Source organism: Pseudomonas sp. S5F11, assembly GCF_019641515.1.
Taxonomy (GTDB): Bacteria; Pseudomonadota; Gammaproteobacteria; order Pseudomonadales; family Pseudomonadaceae; genus Aquipseudomonas; species Aquipseudomonas rhodesiae.
On record NZ_JAIFJZ010000001.1, the window covers coordinates 356,372 to 377,966 of the forward strand.

General features: G+C 63.0%; 16 protein-coding genes. 10 read left to right on the forward strand and 6 right to left on the reverse strand.

Annotated elements, in window-relative coordinates; all coding sequences use genetic code 11:
* Positions 1-6: 6 nt before the first annotated feature.
* Positions 7-405 (reverse strand): helix-turn-helix domain-containing protein, encoded by a 399-nt coding sequence (locus K1567_RS01695; protein ID WP_034098366.1) that lies wholly within the window; start codon positions 403-405, stop codon positions 7-9.
* A gap of 215 nt (positions 406-620) precedes the next feature.
* On the opposite strand from K1567_RS01695, the gene K1567_RS01700 reads away from it, so the two are divergent.
* Complete coding sequence (locus tag K1567_RS01700; RefSeq protein ID WP_034098364.1) at positions 621-1,529, forward strand: LysR family transcriptional regulator; 909 nt, start codon at positions 621-623, stop codon at positions 1,527-1,529.
* A gap of 63 nt (positions 1,530-1,592) precedes the next feature.
* On the opposite strand, the gene K1567_RS01705 is transcribed toward K1567_RS01700, so the two are convergent.
* Positions 1,593-2,837, reverse strand: a complete 1,245-nt coding sequence (locus K1567_RS01705) for a methionine gamma-lyase (protein WP_034098362.1) — start codon at positions 2,835-2,837, stop codon at positions 1,593-1,595.
* 123 nt (positions 2,838-2,960) lie between these two features.
* On the opposite strand from K1567_RS01705, the gene K1567_RS01710 reads away from it, so the two are divergent.
* The 7 genes from K1567_RS01710 to uvrA all read left to right on the forward strand — a co-directional run bounded on the left by K1567_RS01710 (position 2,961) and on the right by uvrA (position 13,560).
* Positions 2,961-3,431 (forward strand): Lrp/AsnC family transcriptional regulator, encoded by a 471-nt coding sequence (locus tag K1567_RS01710; protein WP_034098361.1) that lies wholly within the window; start codon positions 2,961-2,963, stop codon positions 3,429-3,431.
* 69 nt (positions 3,432-3,500) lie between these two features.
* Entirely contained in the window at positions 3,501-4,118 is a 618-nt protein-coding gene (gene lexA / locus K1567_RS01715; RefSeq protein ID WP_034098359.1) for a transcriptional repressor LexA, read from the forward strand.
* Positions 4,118-4,732, forward strand: a complete 615-nt coding sequence (gene imuA, locus K1567_RS01720) for a translesion DNA synthesis-associated protein ImuA (protein WP_034098357.1) — start codon at positions 4,118-4,120, stop codon at positions 4,730-4,732. Before lexA ends, imuA begins: the two co-directional genes overlap by 1 nt.
* 7 nt (positions 4,733-4,739) lie before the next feature.
* The gene (locus tag K1567_RS01725) at positions 4,740-6,155 is read left to right on the forward strand and encodes a DNA polymerase Y family protein (protein WP_220698037.1); all 1,416 of its coding nucleotides are present in this window, start codon (positions 4,740-4,742) and stop codon (positions 6,153-6,155) included.
* Positions 6,152-9,223 carry an error-prone DNA polymerase gene (locus tag K1567_RS01730; RefSeq protein ID WP_259444979.1) on the forward strand — a complete coding sequence of 1,024 codons (3,072 nt, stop codon included), beginning with the start codon at positions 6,152-6,154 and terminating at the stop codon, positions 9,221-9,223. The genes K1567_RS01725 and K1567_RS01730 overlap by 4 nt, the downstream gene beginning before the upstream one ends.
* 108 nt (positions 9,224-9,331) lie before the next feature.
* A complete protein-coding gene (locus tag K1567_RS01735) occupies positions 9,332-11,032 on the forward strand; it encodes an ATP-binding protein (protein WP_034113989.1) in 1,701 nt (566 codons plus the stop codon).
* Between the two features lie 8 nt (positions 11,033-11,040).
* Positions 11,041-13,560: an excinuclease ABC subunit UvrA gene (uvrA, locus tag K1567_RS01740; protein ID WP_184336623.1), complete on the forward strand. Its 2,520-nt coding sequence runs from the start codon at positions 11,041-11,043 to the stop codon at positions 13,558-13,560.
* A gap of 54 nt (positions 13,561-13,614) precedes the next feature.
* Here uvrA and tkt read toward each other — a convergent pair whose 3' ends face one another.
* The gene (tkt, locus tag K1567_RS01745; RefSeq protein WP_220698039.1) at positions 13,615-15,669 is read right to left on the reverse strand and encodes a transketolase; all 2,055 of its coding nucleotides are present in this window, start codon (positions 15,667-15,669) and stop codon (positions 13,615-13,617) included.
* A 175-nt stretch (positions 15,670-15,844) separates the two neighbouring features.
* On the opposite strand from tkt, the gene K1567_RS01750 reads away from it, so the two are divergent.
* A complete protein-coding gene (locus K1567_RS01750; protein WP_034098345.1) occupies positions 15,845-16,069 on the forward strand; it encodes a DUF465 domain-containing protein in 225 nt (74 codons plus the stop codon).
* A 66-nt stretch (positions 16,070-16,135) separates the two neighbouring features.
* Here K1567_RS01750 and K1567_RS01755 read toward each other — a convergent pair whose 3' ends face one another.
* Positions 16,136-17,512 (reverse strand): VOC family protein, encoded by a 1,377-nt coding sequence (locus K1567_RS01755; protein ID WP_169867700.1) that lies wholly within the window; start codon positions 17,510-17,512, stop codon positions 16,136-16,138.
* A 196-nt stretch (positions 17,513-17,708) separates the two neighbouring features.
* Between K1567_RS01755 and K1567_RS01760 the strand changes: the two genes are divergently transcribed.
* Positions 17,709-20,339: an MGH1-like glycoside hydrolase domain-containing protein gene (locus K1567_RS01760; RefSeq protein WP_213547297.1), complete on the forward strand. Its 2,631-nt coding sequence runs from the start codon at positions 17,709-17,711 to the stop codon at positions 20,337-20,339.
* A gap of 91 nt (positions 20,340-20,430) precedes the next feature.
* Here the strand turns inward: K1567_RS01760 and K1567_RS01765 are convergent, their stop codons facing one another.
* Both K1567_RS01765 and K1567_RS01770 read right to left on the reverse strand, forming a co-directional pair.
* A complete protein-coding gene (locus tag K1567_RS01765) occupies positions 20,431-20,745 on the reverse strand; it encodes an SCP2 sterol-binding domain-containing protein (protein ID WP_034098342.1) in 315 nt (104 codons plus the stop codon).
* Positions 20,746-20,801: 56 nt separating this feature from the next.
* Positions 20,802-21,512: a histidine phosphatase family protein gene (locus tag K1567_RS01770; protein WP_040268564.1), complete on the reverse strand. Its 711-nt coding sequence runs from the start codon at positions 21,510-21,512 to the stop codon at positions 20,802-20,804.
* Positions 21,513-21,595 lie beyond the last annotated feature (83 nt).

Below are 21,595 nucleotides of genomic sequence, written 5' to 3' on the forward strand. Positions count from 1 at the left end.
GGATCACTAGGCGGCGATCACATGGGGCTTGTGACGCAGTTGGTGATTTCGCCAGGTCATTGGGTTGACCCCTTCACTGCGGGTAAACATGTGGCAGAAGTGCGCCTGGTCGCAGAACCCGCACTCCAGGCTGATCTGCGTGAGGCTCAGGGAGGACGTGGTGATCAGCTCCTTGGCACGCTGGATGCGCTGTTGGCGGATCCATTCCTGGGGCGACAGCCCGGTGCTGCACTTGAAAGCGCGAGAAAAATGGCTGCGCGACAGGGCGCAGGCCTGGGCCAGCTCGGCGATGGTCAGGCTTTCGCCGAGGTTGGCCAGGATCAGTTGTTTGGCGATGCGTTCGCGCCGAGGGCACAGGCCGCCAGTGGCGGGCAAGCGAGGCGCACAGTACTCAAGTCGGGCCATGACAGGTATCCGCAGTCGATGGGAGCGTTCCCGGTGAATGGATGCAGTGTAGACGGCTGCATTCTTGGCGCCGGTGCCTGTGCCTGACGAGTTAATCGTTGTTAATTTTGCCAGGTGAGGCGGTTTTTCCTGGCGAAAAAGACAGCACAGGCGTGCAATCCCGATGCCGCTGCTACGTGCTTAGCTGGCGGCCTGATAACCGTCTGGATAGCGCCATGAACCGCAACGACCTGCGCCGCGTCGACATGAACCTGCTGGTGATTTTCGAAGCCTTGATGTTCGAAAAGAACCTGACCCGAGTCGCTGAAAAACTGTTTATGGGCCAACCGGCGGTAAGCGCAGCGCTGGGGCGTTTGCGCGATCTGTTCGACGACCCGTTGCTGCTGCGCAACGGACGGGGCATGGAGCCCACGCCACGGGCAGTGGCGATACTCAAGGAGCTGCAACCGGCCATGGACACCATTTCCGGCGCGGTTAGCCGCGCCAAGGATTTCGACCCATCCACCAGCTGCGCGGTGTTCCGCATCGGTTTGTCCGATGACGCCGAGTTCGGCCTGTTTCCGCCGTTGCTTAGCCAACTGCGCGAAGAAGCGCCGGGGATCATCGTGGTGGTCCGCCGGGCCAATTACCTGTTGATGTCGTCGCTGCTGGCCAGTGGCGAGATTTCCGTAGGCGTGAGCTACACCACCGAATTGCCGGCGAACGCCAAGCGCAAGAAGCTGCGGGATATACCGTGCAAAGTGCTGCGCGGCGATGACGGCGTGGCGCCGCTGAGCCTGGATGATTACTGCCAGCGCCCCCATGCAATGGTGTCGTTCTCCGGGGACTTGAGCGGCAATATCGACCTGGACCTGGCGCGCATCGGCCGCGCCCGGCGGGTGGTACTGGCGGTGCCGCAATTCAGCGGGTTGCGGGCGTTGCTGGCGGGCACGCAGATCATCGCCACTGTGCCGGACTACGCGGCATGCGCTTTGACCGAGGGCACTACCCTGCGCGCCGAGGACCCGCCGTTTGCGATTGATGCGGCGGAGTTGTCGATGGTCTGGAGCGGGGTGCACGACAATGATCCGGCGGAGCGCTGGTTACGGGCGCGGATTGCCGAGTATATGGCACCGAGGGTTTGAGACCGGCTCAATGCCACGTGATGTCTTGTATGGGCGGGCTTGCCCCGCGTCAGGCCTGCGCCGTTATCTCGCGGCGTGGGTCGCCATCGCCTTGGCACGCGGCGCCACGCGCATGCACTTGGCCAACGCCTGGTGCACATCCGCCAGCAGGTCGGCCACATCCTCCAACCCGACCGACAACCGCACCAGACCTTCGCTGATACCGTGCTGCGCGCGTTCCTGCGGGGTGTAGGTGGAATGGGTCATGCTCGCCGGGTGTTGGGCCAGCGATTCGGCATCCCCCAGGCTGACCGCGCGGGTAAACAATTGCAGGGCGTTCATAAAGCGCCGGCCGCTGTCGATGCCGCCTTTTAGCTCGAAGGCCAGCATGCCGCCGGCCTGACCCATCTGTCGTTTTGCCAATGCGTACTGTGGGAAAGACGGCAGGCCGGGGTAGGTAACGTGCTCGACGGCGGGATGGGCCTGCAAGGCTTCGGCCACGGCTTGGGCATTACTGCAATGGCGGTCCATGCGCAGGCCCAGCGTTTTGAGACCGCGCATCAGCAAGGCCGCGTCCTGTGGCGACATCACTGCGCCGGTCAAGTCCTTGAGGCCTTGCAGGCGAATGCGCTGGGCCAGGGCCTGGTTGCTCACGGCAATGCCGGCGGTGATATCGCCGTGGCCGCTGAGGTACTTGGTGGCCGAATGCACCACCACGTCGGCACCGAGATCGAGGGGGCGTTGCAGGTAGGGAGTGCAGTAGGTGTTGTCGACCACCACGGTCACATTCGGCTGCTGGTGGGCGAGGGCGGCCACGGCGGCGATGTCCACCAGTTGCAGGGTGGGGTTGGCCGGGGTTTCGCAGTAGATCATGCGCGTGGCAGGGCTGAGCGCGGCCTGCAGCGCAGCCAGGTCGGTCAGGTCGACGTGGCGCACCTTGATGCCGAATTCACCGATGCCGTGGTGCAGCAGGGCGAAGGTGCAGCCGTAAAGGGTCTGGCTGACGATCACCTCATCGCCGGGCCGCAACAGCGTCCAGAACGTCGCGGCGATTGCGCCCATGCCGGAACTGAACGCCACCGCCGCCTCGCCGTTCTCCAGGCTGGCCATGCGCGATTCCAGCAGCGCGAGGGTGGGGTTGGAAATGCGCGTATAGAAATGTCCGTTGGCCTCACCGGCAAAACAGGCAGCGCCGTATTCGGCGGTGGGAAAGGCAAAGGTGGCGGACAGATAGATCGGCGGCACCAGGGCGCCGTGATGGTCTTTGGGGTCATAGCCGTGATGGATGGCGCGTGTGGAAAAGCCGAATGTCTTGTGTTTATTGTGCATGTCGGGCGCTCCTTGTTTCCTACAATGCTATGCTCGAAATCGCGGCCGAACTTTGCCAAGTTTGCTGCCAAATCCCGTATCAGGGGATGAAAAGCCAATAAAAATAACGTTTAGAGGCACGCTATGCCCACTCACCTCGATCGTACCGATAAAGCCTTGTTAAACGCCCTGCAAAGCAATGCCCGTCTCACGGTGGCCGAACTGGCCGAGCGTGTGTCGCTAACCACCTCGCCATGCTGGCGCCGGGTACGAAACCTGGAGGAAAGCGGGGTAATCAGCGGTTACCAGGCGATCCTGTCGCCCAAGGCGCTGGGGTATGGGGTGACGGCATTTGTCAGCATCATGATGGAGAGTCACACCCAGGAGATTGCCCGCGCTTTTGAACAGCGGCTGCTGGATATTCCGGAAATCGTGGCCTGCCATAACGTGTCGGGGCGCTATGACTTCTTGCTGGAGGTGGTGGCCAAGGATCTGGAGTCGTTCGGCGAATTTGCCCGCGAGGTGCTACAGACGTTGCCGTGCGTCAAAGAGATCTATTCGAGCTTCTCCTACAAGTCGGTGCGACCGCTGCGGACTATTCCCTTACCTGCTTGATCAACTTTTCGCTGGGTCAACGCAACCCCGACTGACGGCTATTGTCAGAAATTTCCCACAGGAGTACAAATGTACTCCATGACGACCCTGACCCCCCGCCGTACCGCCATCCTGACCTTTATCCGCGACCGCATCGCGCAGCAAGGCCAGCCCCCCAGCCTCGCCGAGATCGCCGAGGCGTTCGGTTTTGCCTCGCGCAGCGTGGCGCGCAAGCATGTGCTGGCGCTGACCGAAGCCGGTTTTATCGAGGTCAACCCCAACCAAGCCCGTGGTATTCGCCTGCTCAATCAGCCGGCGCGACCCGAATGGCTGGATGTGCCTGTGCTTGGCCGTGTGGCCGCCGGTCTGCCGATTGGCGCCGATGCCGAAGTGCACAGCCGCCTGCAACTGGACCCGGCTACCTTCGCGAAAACACCGGATTACCTGCTACGGGTGCAGGGCGACTCGATGATCGAAGACGGCATCCTTGACGGCGACCTGGTGGGCGTGCGGCGCAGTGCCGAGGCTTTGAATGGGCAGATCGTGGTGGCGCGCCTGGACGGCGAAGTCACCATCAAACGTTTTGAACGCAACGCCGACACGGTGCGTCTGCTGCCCCGCAACCCCGCGTACCAACCCATTGTGGTGGGCCCCGACCAGGACCTGGCCATCGAAGGGGTGTTCTGCGGCCTGGTGAGGCAAGGCTGATGGGCGCCGTGGTTGCCCTGGACGCGCTGTTCAATGGTGGCCGCGTCTGGAAGGGCCGGCCCGCCGCGCCACCGGCCAGCCTGCATCCCACCGGGCTGGCGGCGCTGGATGCGGTGCTGCCCAGCGGCGGTTGGCCGGCGTCGGCCTTGAGTGAAATCCTGATGGCCAAGGACGGCGTGGGCGAATTGCAACTGGTGCTGCCGACCCTGGCGCGCTTATCGGCGGCGGGGGAGCGCATTGTGCTGGTGGCGCCGCCCTACACGCCGTACCCCCATGCCTGGCAGAACGCCGGGGTGGACGTGCGTCAGCTCTCAGTGGTGCAGGCCGAGGAGCGCGACGTGCTGTGGGCTGTGGAACAGTGCCTGCGTTCCGGCAGTTGCGGCGCCGTGTTGTGCTGGCCGCACAAGGCCGATGACCGTGCCTTGCGCCGCTTGCAGGTGGCGGCCGAAACCGGCCAGACCCTGGCTTTTGCCTGGCGTGCCCTGAGTGAAGCAATCAACCCATCGCCTGCCGCGTTGCGCCTGGCCGTCGAGGCCAGGCCCGCCCAGGTGCGCGTGCTCAAGTGTCGCGGCGGGCTGGCCCATCCGGCGCCGATTGCGTTGGCCGGGCACTGAGCTTGCCATGCGCTGGGTGTGTATTGTCTTCCCGCAATTGGCGCTGGACGGGGTGCAGCGCCTGCATCCCGAGCCGGATGCGCCCTTGGCCCTGCTCGCCGGTACGCCGCAGCGGCGCGTCCTGCAAACCGTCAATGCCGCCGCGCGTGCGTTGGGCTTACGGCCTGGCCAGTCCCTGACGGCGGCCCATGCGCTGGTCAAGACCTTTGCCAGCGCCGAATACGACCCCGTGCAGATTGAGCGTTGGCAGCAATTCCTGGCGGCCTGGGCCTACCGTTTCAGTTCTCAGGTCAGCGTGTATTACCCCCGCGCCTTGCTGTTTGAAATCGAATCGAGCCTGGGGCTGTTCGGGCCCTGGCCGCTGTTCGAAGCGCGCCTGCGCAAGGAGTTGACTGAATTGGGCTTTCGCCACCGCATTGTCGCCGCACCCAACCCGGCGGCGGCGCGGGTGTTGGCCAATCTCTATGATGGTCTGGCCGTGGCCGATGACGCCGCTTTACAGCAGGCCCTGGCCCCGCTGCCCATCGACCGCGCCGGCCTGGAGCCGCAGGCGGCTACCGCGTTATCGCGCATGGGCCTGCGTACCCTGGCCCACGTGCAGGCCTTGCCTCGGCACACCCTGGCGCGGCGGTTTGACGCCGGTCTGCTCCAGCACCTGGATGCCTTGAGCGGCCAGCGCCCGTTGGCTCTGGACTTCTACCAGCCACCCGACCGGTTTGACGTGCGCATCGAACTGAACTTCGACGTGCATTCCCATCAGGCGTTGCTATTCCCTTTGCGCCGTTTGACCGCCGATCTGTCCGCATTCCTCTGCGGTCGCGACAGTGGCGTGCAGCGTTTCGATCTGCATCTGGAACATGCCCAGGCTGCCGACAGCGTGATCAAAGTCGGCCTGCTCAGTGCCGAGCGCGAACCGGGCATGCTGTTCGAACTGGCGCGCGGGCGCCTGGAGCAGGTGCAAGTCAGCGCCCCGGTGCGCAGCCTTCGCCTGCTGGCCGAAGACCTGCCGGTGTTTGTGCCGCAGCGTCAGGACCTGTTCGACGAGCGCCCGCAACAAACCCTGCCCTGGGAGCAATTGCGCGAACGCCTGCGCGCGCGCCTGGGGGATGACGCTGTGCAGGGCCTGCGCTTTCATGCCGATCATCGCCCGGAGTGTGCCTGGCAAGCGGCAGCGGACCCGCGTGCCTGCCAAGGCTTGAACAAGGTGCAGCGCCCCGGCTGGCTGCTGCCGCAACCGAGCCCATTGGCCGAGCAGGGCGTGCATATCCTGATGGGCCCGGAGCGTATCGAATCCGGCTGGTGGGACGGCGCCGATATCCGTCGCGATTATTACTTGGTGCAGACCCGCACCGGCCAACGCGGCTGGGCTTTCCGCAACGTGGGGCAGAGCGATGGCTTGTGGCTGCAAGGCTGGTTTGCATGAGCTACGCCGAGCTGCATTGCCTGTCCAACTTCAGTTTTCAGCGCGGTGCATCCAGTGCCCTGGAGTTGTTCGAAAGGGCCAAGGCCCAAGGCTACAGCGCCCTGGGAATCACCGATGAGTGCAGCCTGGCGGGCATCGTGCGCGCCTGGCAGGCGGCCAAGGCGGTGGAACTGCCGCTGATCATCGGCAGCGAAGTGCGCCTGGAAAACGGCCCGAAACTGGTGCTGCTGGTGCAAGACCTCAGCGGCTACCAGCACCTGTGCCGGTTGATCACCGTGGCCCGCCGCCGCGCCGAAAAGGGCCGTTATCGCCTGCTGCAAGACGATTTCGATCAACCGATGCCCGGCCTACTGGCGTTGTGGGTGGCGGCTGACGATGACACCCAGGCGTCGATCCAATGGCTGCGTGAGACCTTCGCCGAACGCCTGTGGTTGGCGGTGCATCTGCATTGCGGGCAGGACGATGCGCGCCACTTGCAGCAACGCCTGAACCTGGCCGCCAGTCTGCAAATACCAGCGGTGGCTTGTGGCGATGTGCATATGCACGTACGTGGGCGCCGCGCTTTGCAAGACACCATGACTGCCATCCGTCATCACGTCAGCGTGGCTGAGGCCGGCACGCGCCTGCACCCCAACGGCGAGCGGCACTTGCGCAGCCTTGACGCCCTCGGCGCGCTGTACCCGCAAGCGCTGCTCGACGAAAGCCTGGCCATCGCGCGTCGTTGCACCTTCGACCTCGACCAGTTGCGCTATCACTACCCGCGTGAATTGGTGCCCGAGGGGCATACCGCTAAAACCTGGCTGCGCGCCGTCACCGAAGAAGGCATGGCGCGGCGCTGGCCCCACGGCGTCGAGGCCAAGACGTCAATGCAGATCGACCACGAATTGGGGCTGATCAGCGATCTGGGCTACGAAAGCTATTTCCTCACGGTGCATGACATTGTGCGCTTCGCCCGCAGCCGTTCGATCCTGTGCCAGGGCCGTGGCTCGGCGGCCAATTCGGCGGTGTGCTTTGCCCTGGGCATCACCGAGATCGACCCGAGCCTGACAAACCTGTTGTTCGAGCGGTTTTTATCCAAGGAGCGCAACGAGCCGCCGGATATCGACGTGGACTTCGAACACGAACGCCGCGAAGAAGTGCTGCAATACGTATTCCAGCGCTACGGCCGCCACCGCGCGGCGCTGACCGCGGTGGTCAGCACTTATCACGCTGCCGGCGCGGTGCGTGACGTGGCCAAGGCCTTGGGGTTGCCGCCGGATCAGATCAACGCCCTGGCCGATTGCTGCGGGCGCTGGAGTGACGACGCACCGCCCCTGGAGCGCCTGCGCGAAGCAGGCTTCGACCCGCATACGCCGATCCTGCATCGGGTGCTGACCTTGACCCAGCAGCTGATCGGCTTCCCTCGGCATCTGTCCCAGCACCCCGGTGGGTTCGTGATTTCCGAGTACCCGCTGGACACCCTGGTGCCGGTGGAAAACGCCGCCATGGCCGAGCGTACGATTATCCAGTGGGACAAGGACGACCTTGACGCGGTGGGCCTGCTCAAAGTGGATATCCTTGCCTTGGGCATGCTCAGTGCGATCCGCCGTTGCTTCGATTTGCTGCGCCAGCATCGCGGTCGCGACCTGTCGCTGGCCAGCATTCCCAAGGACGACCCGGCCACCTACGCCATGATCAGCAAGGCCGACACCATTGGCGTGTTCCAGATCGAGTCGCGGGCACAGATGGCCATGCTGCCAAGGCTCAGGCCCAAGGTCTTTTATGACCTGGTAATCGAGGTCGCCATTGTGCGGCCCGGGCCGATCCAGGGCGGCATGGTGCATCCGTACCTGCGGCGGCGTAACCATGAAGAACCGACGACTTACCCGTCGCCCGAACTGAAAACCGTGTTGCAACGCACCCTGGGCATCCCGCTGTTCCAGGAGCAAGTGATGCAGATCGCTATGGTGGCCGCCGACTACAGCCCCGGCGAGGCCGACCAGTTGCGCCGTTCCATGGCCGCCTGGAAACGCCACGGCGGCCTTGAGCCCCATCGCGAGCGGTTGCGCGATGGCATGCTAAAAAACGGCTACACCGAGGCATTCGCCGCGCAGATCTTCGAGCAGATCAAGGGGTTTGGCAGCTACGGTTTCCCCGAGTCCCATGCGGCCAGTTTTGCCTTGCTGACCTACGCCAGTTGCTGGCTCAAGTGCCATGAACCGGCGGCGTTCGCGTGCGCGCTGATTAATAGTTGGCCCATGGGGTTCTACAGCCCGGACCAGATCCTGCAGGACGCGCGGCGCCATCGCTTGCAGATTCGCCCGGTGGATGTGCAGGCCAGCGACTGGGATTGCAGCCTGGAACCCATCGACGGCGCGCAACCGGCGATTCGCATGGGCTTGCGCCTGATATCGGGGTTTCGTGAAGAGGATGCCCGGCGCATCGAAGCGGCGCGCCGGCAGCAAATATTCAGCGACATCGCCGACCTGGACCGTCGCGCCGCGCTGGACTCACGAGCCCAGGCCCTGCTCGCCGATGCCGGCGCCTTGCGTGCCCTGGCCGGCAATCGCCACCGCGCACGCTGGGAGGTGGCAGGCGTGCACAAGCAACTGGGATTGTTTGCCGGCCTGCCCAGCCCCGACGAAGACGCGGTGGTCTTACCTGCGCCCACGGTCAGCGAAGACCTGCACGCCGACTATGCCACCCTGGGCACCACCCTCGGCCCGCATCCACTGGCGCTGCTGCGCGCCGAGTTGCGTCAACGACGCTGCCGCAGCTCCCGCGAGCTGATGGCGGTGGAGCATGGGCGCAATGTCAGCGTTGCCGGGCTGGTTACCGGGCGACAACGGCCCGGCACCGCCAGCGGGGTGACCTTCGTGACCCTGGAAGATGAGTTCGGCAACCTGAACGTGGTGGTCTGGCGCGACCTTGCCGAACGTCAGCGCCTAGCGCTGGTCGGCTCGCGCCTGCTCAAAGTCGATGGCCGCTGGGAAGCGGTAGGCGAGGTGCGGCACCTGATCGCCGGGCGGTTGACCGATCTGTCCGCCTTGCTCGATGGCATGGATGTGCGCAGCCGGGATTTTCGTTGAGCCCAGTAGCATATGCGGCGAATTGCCCCTAACGTATGCAAATGAAACGATCCGCCCCCGGTGCGCTCCAACTGTTGCGACCGTCCTTTCTCTGCGCAGAGCCGAACGATGCAATTTTTATCCAACCCACACGGCTGTGAAGGTTGGGCCGGTGAAATGGCCCAGCGTATTCGCGCATTCGACTGGTCAACCACTGACCTTGGACCGATCGATCGATGGTCCACCAGCCTGGCCTGCACCGTGCAAATGATGCTGGCGTCTCCGGTGCCGATGGTGATGCTGTGGGGGCGAGCGGGCTACATGATTTACAACGACAGTTACTCGGCTTTTGCCGGTGGACGTCACCCTTATCTATTGGGCACGCCGGTGGAGCTGGGTTGGCCGGAAGTGGCGGATTTCAATCGGCATGTGGTGGACACCTGCCTGGCTGGCGGCACCTTATCGTTCAACAATAAAGACCTGGTGCTGTTGCGCAACGGCCTGCCGGAGACCGTGTGGCTCGATCTGTACTACAGCCCCGTCGCCGGTGATGACCAGCAACCGGCCGGGGTGTTGGCGATTGTGGTGGAGACCACCGAACTAGTGAAGTCCGAGCAGGTGCGCCAAGAACTCACGCACAACCTGGAACAGCGGGTGGCCGCCGAAGTGCAGGCGCGTTCCGCCGCCGAGGACCAGTTGCGCCAGTCGCAAAAACTGGAAGCCATTGGCGGCCTCACCGGCGGCGTGGCCCACGACTTCAACAACCTGCTGCAAGTGATCTCCGGCAACCTGCATTTGCTGGCGCGGCATGAGCCGCACAATGAGCATGTGCAACGCCGGGTCAGCGCCGCGATTGCCGCCGTGGACCGTGGCGCCAAGCTGTCGGCCCAATTGCTGGCGTTTGCCCGGCGCCAGCCGCTGTCGCCAGCGGTGTACAACCCGCTGCGTATTTACGAAACCCTGGGTGAACTGCTGCAACGCGCCTTGGGCGAAACCATTCATATCGACGTGCAATTGCCCCGCGACCCCTGGTGCATCCACGTCGACCGTCACCAGTTGGAAAACGCCTTGCTCAACCTGGCGATCAATGCCCGGGACGCCATGAAAGGCGAGGGTGTGATTCGCATCAGCGGCGAAAACATCATCCTCAACCCCGACGATTGCGTGGGCAAAAGCGTCAACCCTGGCGAATACGTGCGTCTGTCCGTGGCCGATACCGGGGTGGGCATGTCGCCGGCCATCCAGTCCAAAGTGTTCGAACCCTTCTTCACCACCAAGCGTGATGGCCACGGCACGGGCCTGGGCCTGAGTATGGTGTTCGGCTTTGTGCGTCAGAGTGGCGGCCATGTGGATGTGTGCAGCGAAGAGGGCAAGGGCACCGTGGTGAAGCTGTATTTTCCGCGCAGCCTGGGCGAGGAGTGCCTGGAGGTGCCGGCCGAGCCGGTGGTCTCTGAGTGTGGCCGGGAAACCATCCTGGTGGTGGAAGACAACGAGGGCGTGCGCCTGACCGTGGTGGAGGTGCTCGAACAATCGGGCTACACCGTGCTCACCGCCGAAGATGGCGACCAGGCCATGCGCCAGCTGCAAGCGGGCCTGCAACCGGAGCTGATTTTCACCGATGTGGTGATGCCGGGCCGGGTCAAAAGCACCGACCTGGCCGAGTGGGCGCGGGTGCAAATTCCGCCGGTGCCGGTACTGTTCACCTCCGGCCACACCCGCGACATCCTCTCCAACAACCATCTGCTGACCCCCGACATTCATCTGCTGAGTAAGCCCTACAGCCCCGAAGCCTTGACGCAACGGGTGCGCAGCGTGCTCACCGCTCGATAAGGTTGACCATGACCTCACAACGCAACCTCCCGCCGCTCACGGCCCAGGCCGCTGGCTTTGTGCGCGTGCGCGGCGCTCGCGAACACAACTTGCGCAACGTTGATGTGGACATCCCGCGCGATGCCCTGGTGGTGTTCACCGGCGTGTCCGGCTCGGGCAAATCGTCCCTGGCGTTTTCTACGGTGTATGCCGAGGCTCAGCGTCGCTATTTCGAATCGGTGGCGCCGTATGCGCGGCGCTTGATCGATCAGGTGGGCGTGCCGGATGTGGACAGCATCGAAGGCCTGCCGCCGGCGGTGGCCCTGCAACAGCAGCGCGGCACGCCGAGCGCACGCTCATCGGTGGGCAGTGTGACCACCCTGTCGAGCCTGATTCGCATGCTGTATTCCCGCGCCGGTCAATACCCGGCGGGGCAGGCCATGCTGTATGCCGAGGATTTCTCGCCGAACCTGCCCCAGGGCGCGTGCCCGCAATGCCATGGGCTGGGCCGCGTGTATGAGGTAACGGAGGCGCTGATGGTGCCCGATCCGTCCCTGAGCATCCGCCAGCGCGCGGTGGCGTCCTGGCCGTTGGCGTGGCAGGGCCAGAACCTGCGCGACATCCTGGTGACGCTGGGCTATGACGTGGATATTCCGTGGCGCGACCTGCCGAAAAAACAGCGCGATTGGATTCTCTTCACCGAAGAAACCCCAACGGTGCCGGTGTATGCCGGTTTCACCCCGGAGCAGACCCGCGAGGCGCTCAAGCGCAAGTTGGAACCCAGTTACCAAGGCACGTTCAGCGGTGCGCGGCGCTATATCCTGCACACCTTCAGCCACACTCAGAGCGCGCTGATGAAAAAGCGCGTCTCGCAGTTTATGCAGGGCAGCCCTTGCCCGCTGTGCGAGGGCAAACGCCTGACCCGAGCGGCGTTGTCGGTGAAATTTGCCGGGGTGGACATCGGCGAGTTGTCCCAGCTGTCGTTGACGCAGCTGGCCGAGTTGCTGCGACCGGTGGCGGCGGGCGAAGACCGCATGAAACTGTCGGTGGAAAAGCGTCTGGCGGCGCAGCGTATCGCTGAGGATCTGCTGGAACGCGTTAATACACTGATCGAACTGGGTTTGGGCTACCTGTCCCTGGAACGCAGCACGCCGACTTTGTCGTCCGGCGAATTGCAGCGTTTGCGCCTGGCCACTCAGTTGGGCTCGCAATTGTTTGGCGTGATTTATGTGCTGGACGAACCATCGGCTGGCCTGCATCCGGCCGATGGCGAAGCCTTGTTTACCGCGCTGGAGCGGTTGAAGGCGGCGGGCAATTCGTTGTTTGTAGTCGAGCACGACCTGGAAACCATGCGCCGCGCCGATTGGCTGATCGATGTCGGCCCGGCTGCCGGCGAGCAGGGCGGGCAAGTGCTGTACAGCGGGCCGCCCGCCGGCCTGGCCGAGGTGCAGGCGTCGCAGACCCGCGAGTACCTGTTCGCCGCACCGCGTCCGGCCACTGCCGCGCGTCGTGAGCCTAGCGCCTGGCTGACGCTGGAGGGCGTAACGCGCAATAACCTTAAAGATTTGCAGGTGGATTTTCCGCTGGGCTGCTTTACCGCCGTCACCGGGGTTTCCGGTTCAGGCAAGTCCAGCCTGGTCAGCCAGGCACTGCTCGAACTGGTGGGCAGTGGCCTTGGGCGCATGGTGGAAAGCGACGAGGAACCAAGCCTGGAAGATGACGCGCCGCAAGCAAGCGGCGGACGTATCGGCGCTGGGCTGGAACATATCCGGCGTTTGGTGCAGGTGGATCAGAAACCCATCGGCCGCACGCCGCGTTCCAATCTGGCAACCTACACCGGCCTGTTCGACAACGTGCGCAAACTGTTTGCCGCCACGCCAGCGGCGAAGAAGCGCGGCTACGATGCCGGGCAATTCTCGTTCAACGTCGCCAAGGGCCGCTGCCCCAACTGCGAGGGCGAAGGCTTTGTCAGCGTCGAGTTGCTGTTTATGCCCAGCGTCTACGCACCGTGCCCAACCTGCCATGGCGCGCGCTACAACCCCGAAACCCTGGCGGTGAAGTGGCAAGGCATGAGCATCGCCCAGGTGCTGGGGCTGACGGTGAACCAGGCGGTGGAGGTGTTTGCCGAACAGCCGGGCGTGCTGCGTTCGCTGGAGGTGTTGCGGGATATCGGCCTGGGTTACCTGCGCCTGGGCCAACCGGCGACGGAGCTGTCCGGCGGCGAAGCGCAGCGCATCAAATTGGCCACCGAGCTGCAACGCAATGCCCGTGGCGCCACCTTGTATGTATTGGATGAACCCACCACCGGCCTGCACCCACGGGACGTCGACCGCTTGCTCAGCCAGCTCAATCAACTAGTGGACGCGGGGCACACGGTGGTTGTGGTGGAACATGAAATGCGCGTGGTGGCCCAGAGCGACTGGGTGATCGATATCGGCCCGGGAGCCGGTGATCTGGGCGGCAACGTGGTGGTCTGCGGCACGCCGCAGAAGGTGGCCAAAAGCAAAAAGAGCCGGACTGCGCCGTTCCTTGCCAAGGCGATGATCTAATAAGTGATGGGGGCCAAAGGTAGGAGGGGGCAAGCCCCCTCCCACAGGTTTTGATCAGTGCTGGTTAAGGTCGATCTGAGCCTTGGCCTGTTTCACCACATGCTCAACCGTGAACCCGAACTTCTCCTGCAATTTGGCCAATGGAGCCGAGGCGCCGAAGCTGTTCATCACCACTTTGGCGCCAGTCTGGCCGACGTAACGGTCCCAACCCAGAGGGCCGGCCTGTTCGATCACCACGCGCGCCTTCACGGCAGGCGGCAATACGCTGTCGCGGTAGGCCTGATCCTGGTCTTCAAACAGCTCCCAGCTGGGCATCGACACCACCTGCGCGGCAATCCCTTCAGCCTTGAGCTGTTCATAGGCGGCCACGGCCAGGCTGACCTCGCTGCCGGTGGCTATCAGGATCACCTCAGGCTGGTCAGCCGCCGCCAGCACATAGGCGCCCTTGGCCGCACCACAGGCCGCGGCATAGCGGGTGCGGTCAAGCGTCGGCAACGGTTGGCGCGACAACACCAGGCAGCTGGGCCGGTGGGTCTGTGCCAGGGCGACCCGCCATAATTCCAGGGTTTCATTGGCGTCGCCCGGGCGCAGGGTCAACAGCCCTGGGGTGGCGCGCAGCTGGGTGAGGTGTTCGATGGGCTGGTGCGTCGGCCCGTCTTCACCTACGCCGATCGAGTCATGGGTAAACACGAACACCACCGGCAGCTCCATGATTGCCGCCAGGCGGATCGGCGGCTTCATGTAGTCGCTGAACACCAGAAAGGTGGAGGTGTAGGGCCGCAGGTAAGAAAGCGCCAGACCGTTGGCGATCGCGCCCATGGCGTGCTCGCGGATGCCGAAATGCAGGTTGCGCCCGCTGTAGTCGTCGGCGCTGAAACGCCCGGCGCCGTCGAACGTGAGGTTGGTCTTGGTCGACGGCGACAGGTCCGCCGAACCGCCAAGCAGCCAGGGGATTTGTTGGGCGAAGGCATTCAGTACTTCGCCACCGGAAGCGCGGCTGGCGACGCCCTTGGCGTCCGTTTCAAAGGTTGGCAATTCGTCTTGCCAGTGCGCAGGCATCTCGCCGGCGCGCATGCGCCGCAGTTCGTCGGCACGGTGTGGGTCCAGGCTGGCCAGGGTCTGATTCCATTGTTGGAACAACGGTTCGGCCCGCTCATACAGCGCATCGCGCAATGCCGTGCGTGCGGCATCGGGCACCAGGAACTGGGCATCCTCGGGCCAGCCATAGGCGGCCTTGGTCAGGCGGATTTCTTCATCGCCCAAGGGTTCGCCATGGGCAGCGGCGGTGTTGTGCTTATGGGGCGAGCCATAGCCGATCACGCTGTCGACCACGATCAGGGTGGGCGCTCCGGTATTGGCCTGAAACGCTTGCAGCGCCTGGCTCAAGGCGCCCAGATCGTTGGCGTCGGTGACATGCAGCGTGTGCCAGCCATAGGCCTGGAAGCGCTTGATCACGTCCTCGCTGAACGCCAGCTCAGTATGGCCTTCGATGCTGATGGTGTTGTTGTCGTAGATCCAGCACAGGTTATCCAGCTTCAGGTGGCCGGCCATGGATGCGGCCTCGCTGCTGATGCCTTCCATCATGTCGCCGTCGCCGCACAGGGTGTAGACGTTGTAATCGAACAGCACCTGGCCGTCGCGGTTGAAACGCTCAGCCAGCCAACGCTCGGCCATGGCCATGCCGACGCTATTGGCGCACCCCTGGCCCAGCGGGCCGGTCGTGGTCTCGACACCGGTGGTCATGCGGTATTCCGGGTGCCCCGGCGTCTTCGAGTCGGCTTGGCGGAACTGCTTGATATCGTCCAGGCTGATCGCCGGCTGGCCGGTGCGCTGACCGTGGGCATCAACCTCCACCACGCCGGCCAAGTGCAGTAGCGAATACAACAGCATCGAGGCATGCCCCACCGACAACACAAAGCGATCTCGGTTAGGCCAATCAGGCTGCTCCGGGTGGTAGCGCAAAAATCGGCTCCACAGCGTATACCCCACCGGCGCCAGGCCCATGGGCGTGCCGGGATGGCCGGAATTGGCCTTCTGCACGGCATCCATCGCCAGGGTACGCAGGGTGTTGATGCATTGAGTGTCGACAGCAGTGGCTGGATGAGTCATGAACCGGTCTCCCTCGGGTTGCGATCTGCAGTGGAGGGCAGGGCGTCGTAAAAGGTTTGATCTCATCTCACCTGCCGCGACGAACGGGGCAAGATTCACCCAGGACATGACAAAGCCCGTGAGAATGGTCTAGCTTCAAGGTCGTAAGCCATCGATCAACATGCGGAGGTACGCCATGCCAGTGAAACACGACCTGTATCAGGATTTGGGATTGAGCAAGGAGGCCGTTCACGAACGCAGGGCAAGTGACAAACGCCTGGATTCGCTGCTCGACCAATACGACGTCGCCGACGCGGAAGTGGTAAAGGCCGAAGGAGCAAGTGCCAGCGATGAAGACGTGGAGAAACTGAAGAAAAAACGCTTGTTGGTCAAAGATAAGATTGTGGCGCAGTTGGGCTGAGCAGAACCAAGGAGCGAGCACGCTCGCTCCTACATCGTTTGTCCCGAAGTGTTTGAAAGGCAGCGATTATTCCAACAACGCCCGCATACACTCATCCACCGACCGCTGTTGTGTCTCCCCATACAACTTCAATTCATCAATCGTCGGGCTGCCGAGGGCTTTTTCGAATTCAGCCTGGTTTGAGTTGGCTGCGTAGTGGCTTTGCGCAGCGTCCCCCAGGTTCGACTGGAAGATCCCCGCCGCGCTGACCGGCAGGAAGTCCTCGTACACCAGCGGTTCCACATCGATATGGCCTGCGTCGATCAGCTCCGGCAGGGTGCGGGGTTGTGCGGGGTTGCCGCGTGCGGCCAGGCCTTGGGCAGTGGCGAAGTAGCGGAAGTAGGCCAGGCCCTGTTCGCGTAGTTGCGTGTAGGTGTCGGGGAAGGCCTGGAAATGGTGCGCCATCAGTTGACCATAGCGCCCGGCGTTCGCCTCGTTGGGGAACGCCCCCAGTTCATCGCGGGCGGCGTTCAGCAGTCGGTCATACAGCGCGCGGCCCTTGGGCGTGAGTGCGACGCCGCGTTGCTCGATTTCGCCGAAACGTGCGCTGTGGCTGCCTTGGGCGTCGGTGAACGCGATGGGTTCGTCGAGGGCTTTGAAGCTGGTCTGGCGCAGCAGGATCGGGCACTGGCGGGGTGGCGGGCCTTCGATGACGGCCTTGGGTGTGATGCCTTTGCCGGGCATGGCCGCTTGTACCTGGTCGATGTCCAGCGTGCGCGGAGTGAGATGGTTGATATGCGGGCCTTTGAAGGCCACCACGTCGGCGATCAGGCGGTGTTGGTCGCTGAGTTGCTGGTACTGTGCGGCGTTGACGGTCGCGGTGTGGTGCCAGCGGAAGGTTTCCAGGGCCTGTCGGATAAATTCATCGGCATCCTCGACATTTAGGCCACCGTCTCGCTCCGCTTGTTCGATCAGCGCCAGGGCGCTCGGGGTGAAGATCGAGCGCTTGGCCAAGGCGTTTTCGGCGAAGGCGCGCAGGTCGGGATTTTCGATCAGTTCCAGGCGCAGCAGCGAGGTGAACACGCGGAACGGGCTGGCTTGCAGCGCGCTTTCATGCACCGCACGAAATGCCGTGGAGTGCACCGGCACGCCCGCCGGCGTCAGGTCGTAATAACCCACCGGCTGCATGCCCATAACCGCGAACAAACGGCGGATGGTTGCCAGCTCGGCAGCCGTGCCCAGGCGAATCGCGCCGTGGCGTTCCATATCCAGGCGTTGCATCTCGCCGGTGCGCTGCAGGTGCTGTGCCAGCCGCGGATCAGCCTCCAGCGTCTGCGCGTTGACCTGCGCCACCAGCTCCATCAGCGCGCCATACAGCGGGACTTCAGCGCGGTACATCTCGGACATGGCCTTGGAAAAACCCTTGCGGATCTCGTCGGGGCTGACATGGGCGCTGGCTGGCATAGAAAAATTCCTGATGACAATGAAAGAGGGCGTGGCCGTTGTCCGGATTTTGTTGAGCCCCGAGGCGGCTTGCAAACGAAGAATCCTCTGGACTTCATTCTGCAAACGAATGAGTCAAGGTAAAACCGAGTTCATGTGCATTGATACGGGGATGGGTTCTACACTGGCCGCCAACCAGTGCCTGTTGGAGGGTTGGATGACCGCATCTATTCTGCAAACGATCGAGGGCCAGCGCCTGGTGGGTGAGGGCGCCGATGCCTGGCGCGTGTGGGGCCCGTATTTAAGTGAGCGCCAGTGGGGCACGGTACGAGAGGACTACAGTGCCGACGGCGATGCCTGGCGTTTCTTTCCCCATGATCACGCACGTAGCCGCGCTTATCGCTGGGGCGAAGATGGTCTGGCCGGGTTCAGCGACAAGGCGCAGCATTGGTGCCTGGGCCTGGCGCTATGGAACGAGCGCGACCCGATCATCAAGGAGCGTCTTTTCGGCCTGAACAACGCTGAAGGCAACCACGGGGAGGACGTCAAGGAACTGTACTTTTTCGTCGATGGCGTGCCGAGTCATGCCTACATGCGCATGCTCTACAAGTACCCGCATGCAGCGTTCCCCTATGATGATTTGGTCGCCGAGAACGCCCGACGAGGCTTGGGCGATGCCGAGTATGAAATCCTCGATACCGGGGTGTTCGAGGACAACCGTTATTGCGATGTCAGCGTCGAATACGCCAAGCACCAGCCCGACGATATTTTCATGCGCGTCATCGTGCATAACCGCTCGCCGCAGCCGACGCGCCTGCAGGTGCTGCCACAGTTGTGGGCGCGCAATGACTGGAGCTGGACCTTCGATGCACCCAAGCCACGGTTGAACCTGGACGGCGAGCAGGTGTTGGCGCGTCATCCTGCATTGCCGGATCGCTGGCTCAGCGCCTGGGGCCAGGACGGGCTGGAATGGCTGTTCTGTGAAAACGAGAGCAACACCACTCGCTTCGACGGGCAGCCAGCATCGGGGCCGTTCAAGGACGGCATCAACGATTACGTGGTGAACGCGGCGCATTCGGCGATTCGTCGCGACGCCGGCACCAAGGTCGCCGCGCGTTTCATCCTCGATCTGCCAGGGCTGGCGAGCCAGACCCTGTACCTGCGCTTCGCCCCTCTGGCAGCGCCCCAGGTCCATGCCCGCAAACTGTTCGAACAACGCCGTCGGGAAGCGGATGACTTTTACGCGGCATTGCAACACGGCATCAGCGACGCAGACGCGCGCAATGTGCAGCGCCAGGCCCTCGCAGGGTTGCTTTGGTCCAAACAGCTGTACTACTTCGACGTCAACCAATGGCTCGACGGTGATCCCACCCAACCTGCACCGCCGCCCGAGCGCTTGCACCTGCGCAATAGCCATTGGCGGCACCTGTCCAATTTCGACATCCTGACCATGCCCGACACTTGGGAATACCCCTGGTATGCCTCCTGGGACCAAGGGTTCCAGGCCGTTGCCATGGCGTTGATCGATCCGGGGTATGCCAAGCACCAGTTGTTACTGCTGGTCAAAGATCGCTTTATGCATCCCAACGGCCAATTGCCGGCGTACGAATGGCGTTTCGACGATGCCAACCCACCGGTCCATGGGTGGGCCAGTTGGCGCGTGTATCAGCAGGACAAGGCGCTGACCGGTATCGGTGATTTGGACTTTCTTGAACGGATTTTCCACAAGCTGCTGTTGAATTTTTCCTGGTGGGTCAACCGCAAGGACGCTGAGGGGCGCAATCTGTTCCAGGGCGGCTTCCTGGGCCTGGATAACATCGCCCTGTTCGATCGCTCGGCTGCGATGCCGCCTGGCTATCAGCTCGATCAGGCCGACGGCACGGCGTGGGTGGCGGCCTATGCGCTGGATTTGATGCGTATCGCTCTGGAGTTGGCCAAGCGCAATCCCGTGTATGTGGATATTGCGGTGAAATTTTTCGAGCATTTCTTGTATATCGCCGGTGCCATCAACCGGGTCGACGATAGCCAGGAAGGCCTATGGGATGAGCAGGACCTGTTCTTCTACGATGTGCTGCGTCGCCCAGACGGCCAGAACGAACCGGTACGCCTGCGTTCCATCGTCGGCCTGATGCCGCTGTTCGCCGTGCTGGTGTTGGAGCAACGCGAGCATGAAGGTTTGCCTGGGCTACGCGAGCGCCTGCTGGGGTTTATGCACCACCGGCCCGATTTGGCCGCACTGGTATCGCGCTGGAACGAGCCGGGACAGGGCAATCGCCTGTTGCTGGCGCTGCTGCGTGGCGAACGGACCAAGGATCTGCTGCGGCGCATGCTGGCTGACGACGAGTTTCTCTCAACGTTTGGCGTGCGCTCACTATCCAAGGCGTTCGCGGACCAACCCCTGGCACTGAAGATAAATGGCGATACGTTGTGCGCGCGTTACCAGCCAGGTGAATCCGACTCGCGGCTGTACGGCGGTAATTCCAATTGGCGCGGGCCGTTGTGGATGCCCATCAACTACATGCTGATCGAGTCGCTGCGCGAATTTGAGCGTTATTACGCCGATCACTTTTCGGTGGAGTACCCGGCGGGCAGCGGTTATCTGGCGTCACTGGGAGAAGTAGCCGACGGCCTCAGCCAGCGGTTGACTCGCTTGTTTCTATTGGATGAAAACGGTTCACGCCCGTCGATGGCGGGGTATGCGCAGTTGGAGGCTGACCCCCTCAGCCGTGAGCTGGTGTTGTTTCACGAATATTTCCATGGCGAAACCGGCCGCGGCCTGGGGGCGTCACACCAAACCGGGTGGAGTGCATTGGTGGCGTTGTTATTAAGTGTTGCGCCGAAGGCTTGAGGGGAATAAGGCCGGTATCCGGTTAGTCGGAGGCCGCCAGGTTGAACGAAAAATCCCGCCGGGGGGGCGGGATTCTTTGAACATCGACTTATCAGGCCGGAAACAGTTCGCTCAGTTTCATCGCCAGCATCATGTCGCCTTCGGTGCGCAGCTTGCCGCCCATGAACGCCTGCATGCCGTCGGTGGTGCCGTCGACGATGCCTTCCAGCGTGTCGCTGTCCATCACCAGGGTGACTTGGGCGTCTGGGTTTTCGCCTTCTTTGAGTTCGCAGGTCTTGTCTTTGACCACCAGGGAGAAGTTCTTGGTGTCGTCGATGCGGAAACCGAACACCAGGTCCAAGCCTTCGGCAGCGCTTGGGTTGAATTTGGCTTTCATTGCTTCTACAGCTTTGGCTACGTCAGTCATGGTTTCGATCCTTAAGGGTGGAGTCCAGTGACCTTGGGGTCACGGTTGGCCGCGGTTCATCGGAAGGTGATGAGCTGCGGCGCCTTCAACAGTTGCAAGTGGGTATGGCTGTTGAAGGAAGCCAGGGCCACCTCGCGACCGCGGAATTTCAGCTGGTTGAGCGAGGTGTTCACAATCTGCCAGTTCAGCTCGAAGGCTTGGGCGGCAGGGATGCGGGTAATCAGGTGGAGCAGGGCGGTGATGGTGCCGCCGGAGGTGAACACGGCGATTTTGTGGGTGTTCTCGGCTGCTTCCAGCAGACGCTGCAGGCCGCCTTGGACGCGCTCGACAAACCCCAGCCAGCTTTCCAGCCCCGGTGGGTCGTAGGTGCCGGCCAGCCAGCGTTCGATGATCAGGGCGAAGATGCGTTGGAACTCGCTGCGGTTTTGCGCGGCATTGCGCAGGATGTCCAAAGCATCGGGCTCGCTGTCGAGCAGGTCGGGGAGCAGGGCGCGGATGATGGCGTCGGCATCGAATTCGTTGAAGGCGCTGTCGGTTTCCAGGGTGGGAGTCGGCAGGCCGAGGGTGCGGTATTGATCGAACGCGGCTGTGGCGGTGTGCTGCTGGCGGCGCAGGTCGCCGGCTATGCAGCGGTCGAACACCAGGCCCATGTCCGCCAGGTGGCGACCGAGCACTTGCGCTTGTTCCACGCCGATGGGGGACAGCACGTCATAGTCGTCTGCACCGAAGGAGGCCTGGCCATGTCGAATCAAATAGATGCTGCCCACGTCCGTTCACCCGGTACGTTGAAAGTCTGGCGAGGTTATGAGGATGCCGGGGAGCTGTCAATGGAAAAACATACGCTTGTTTT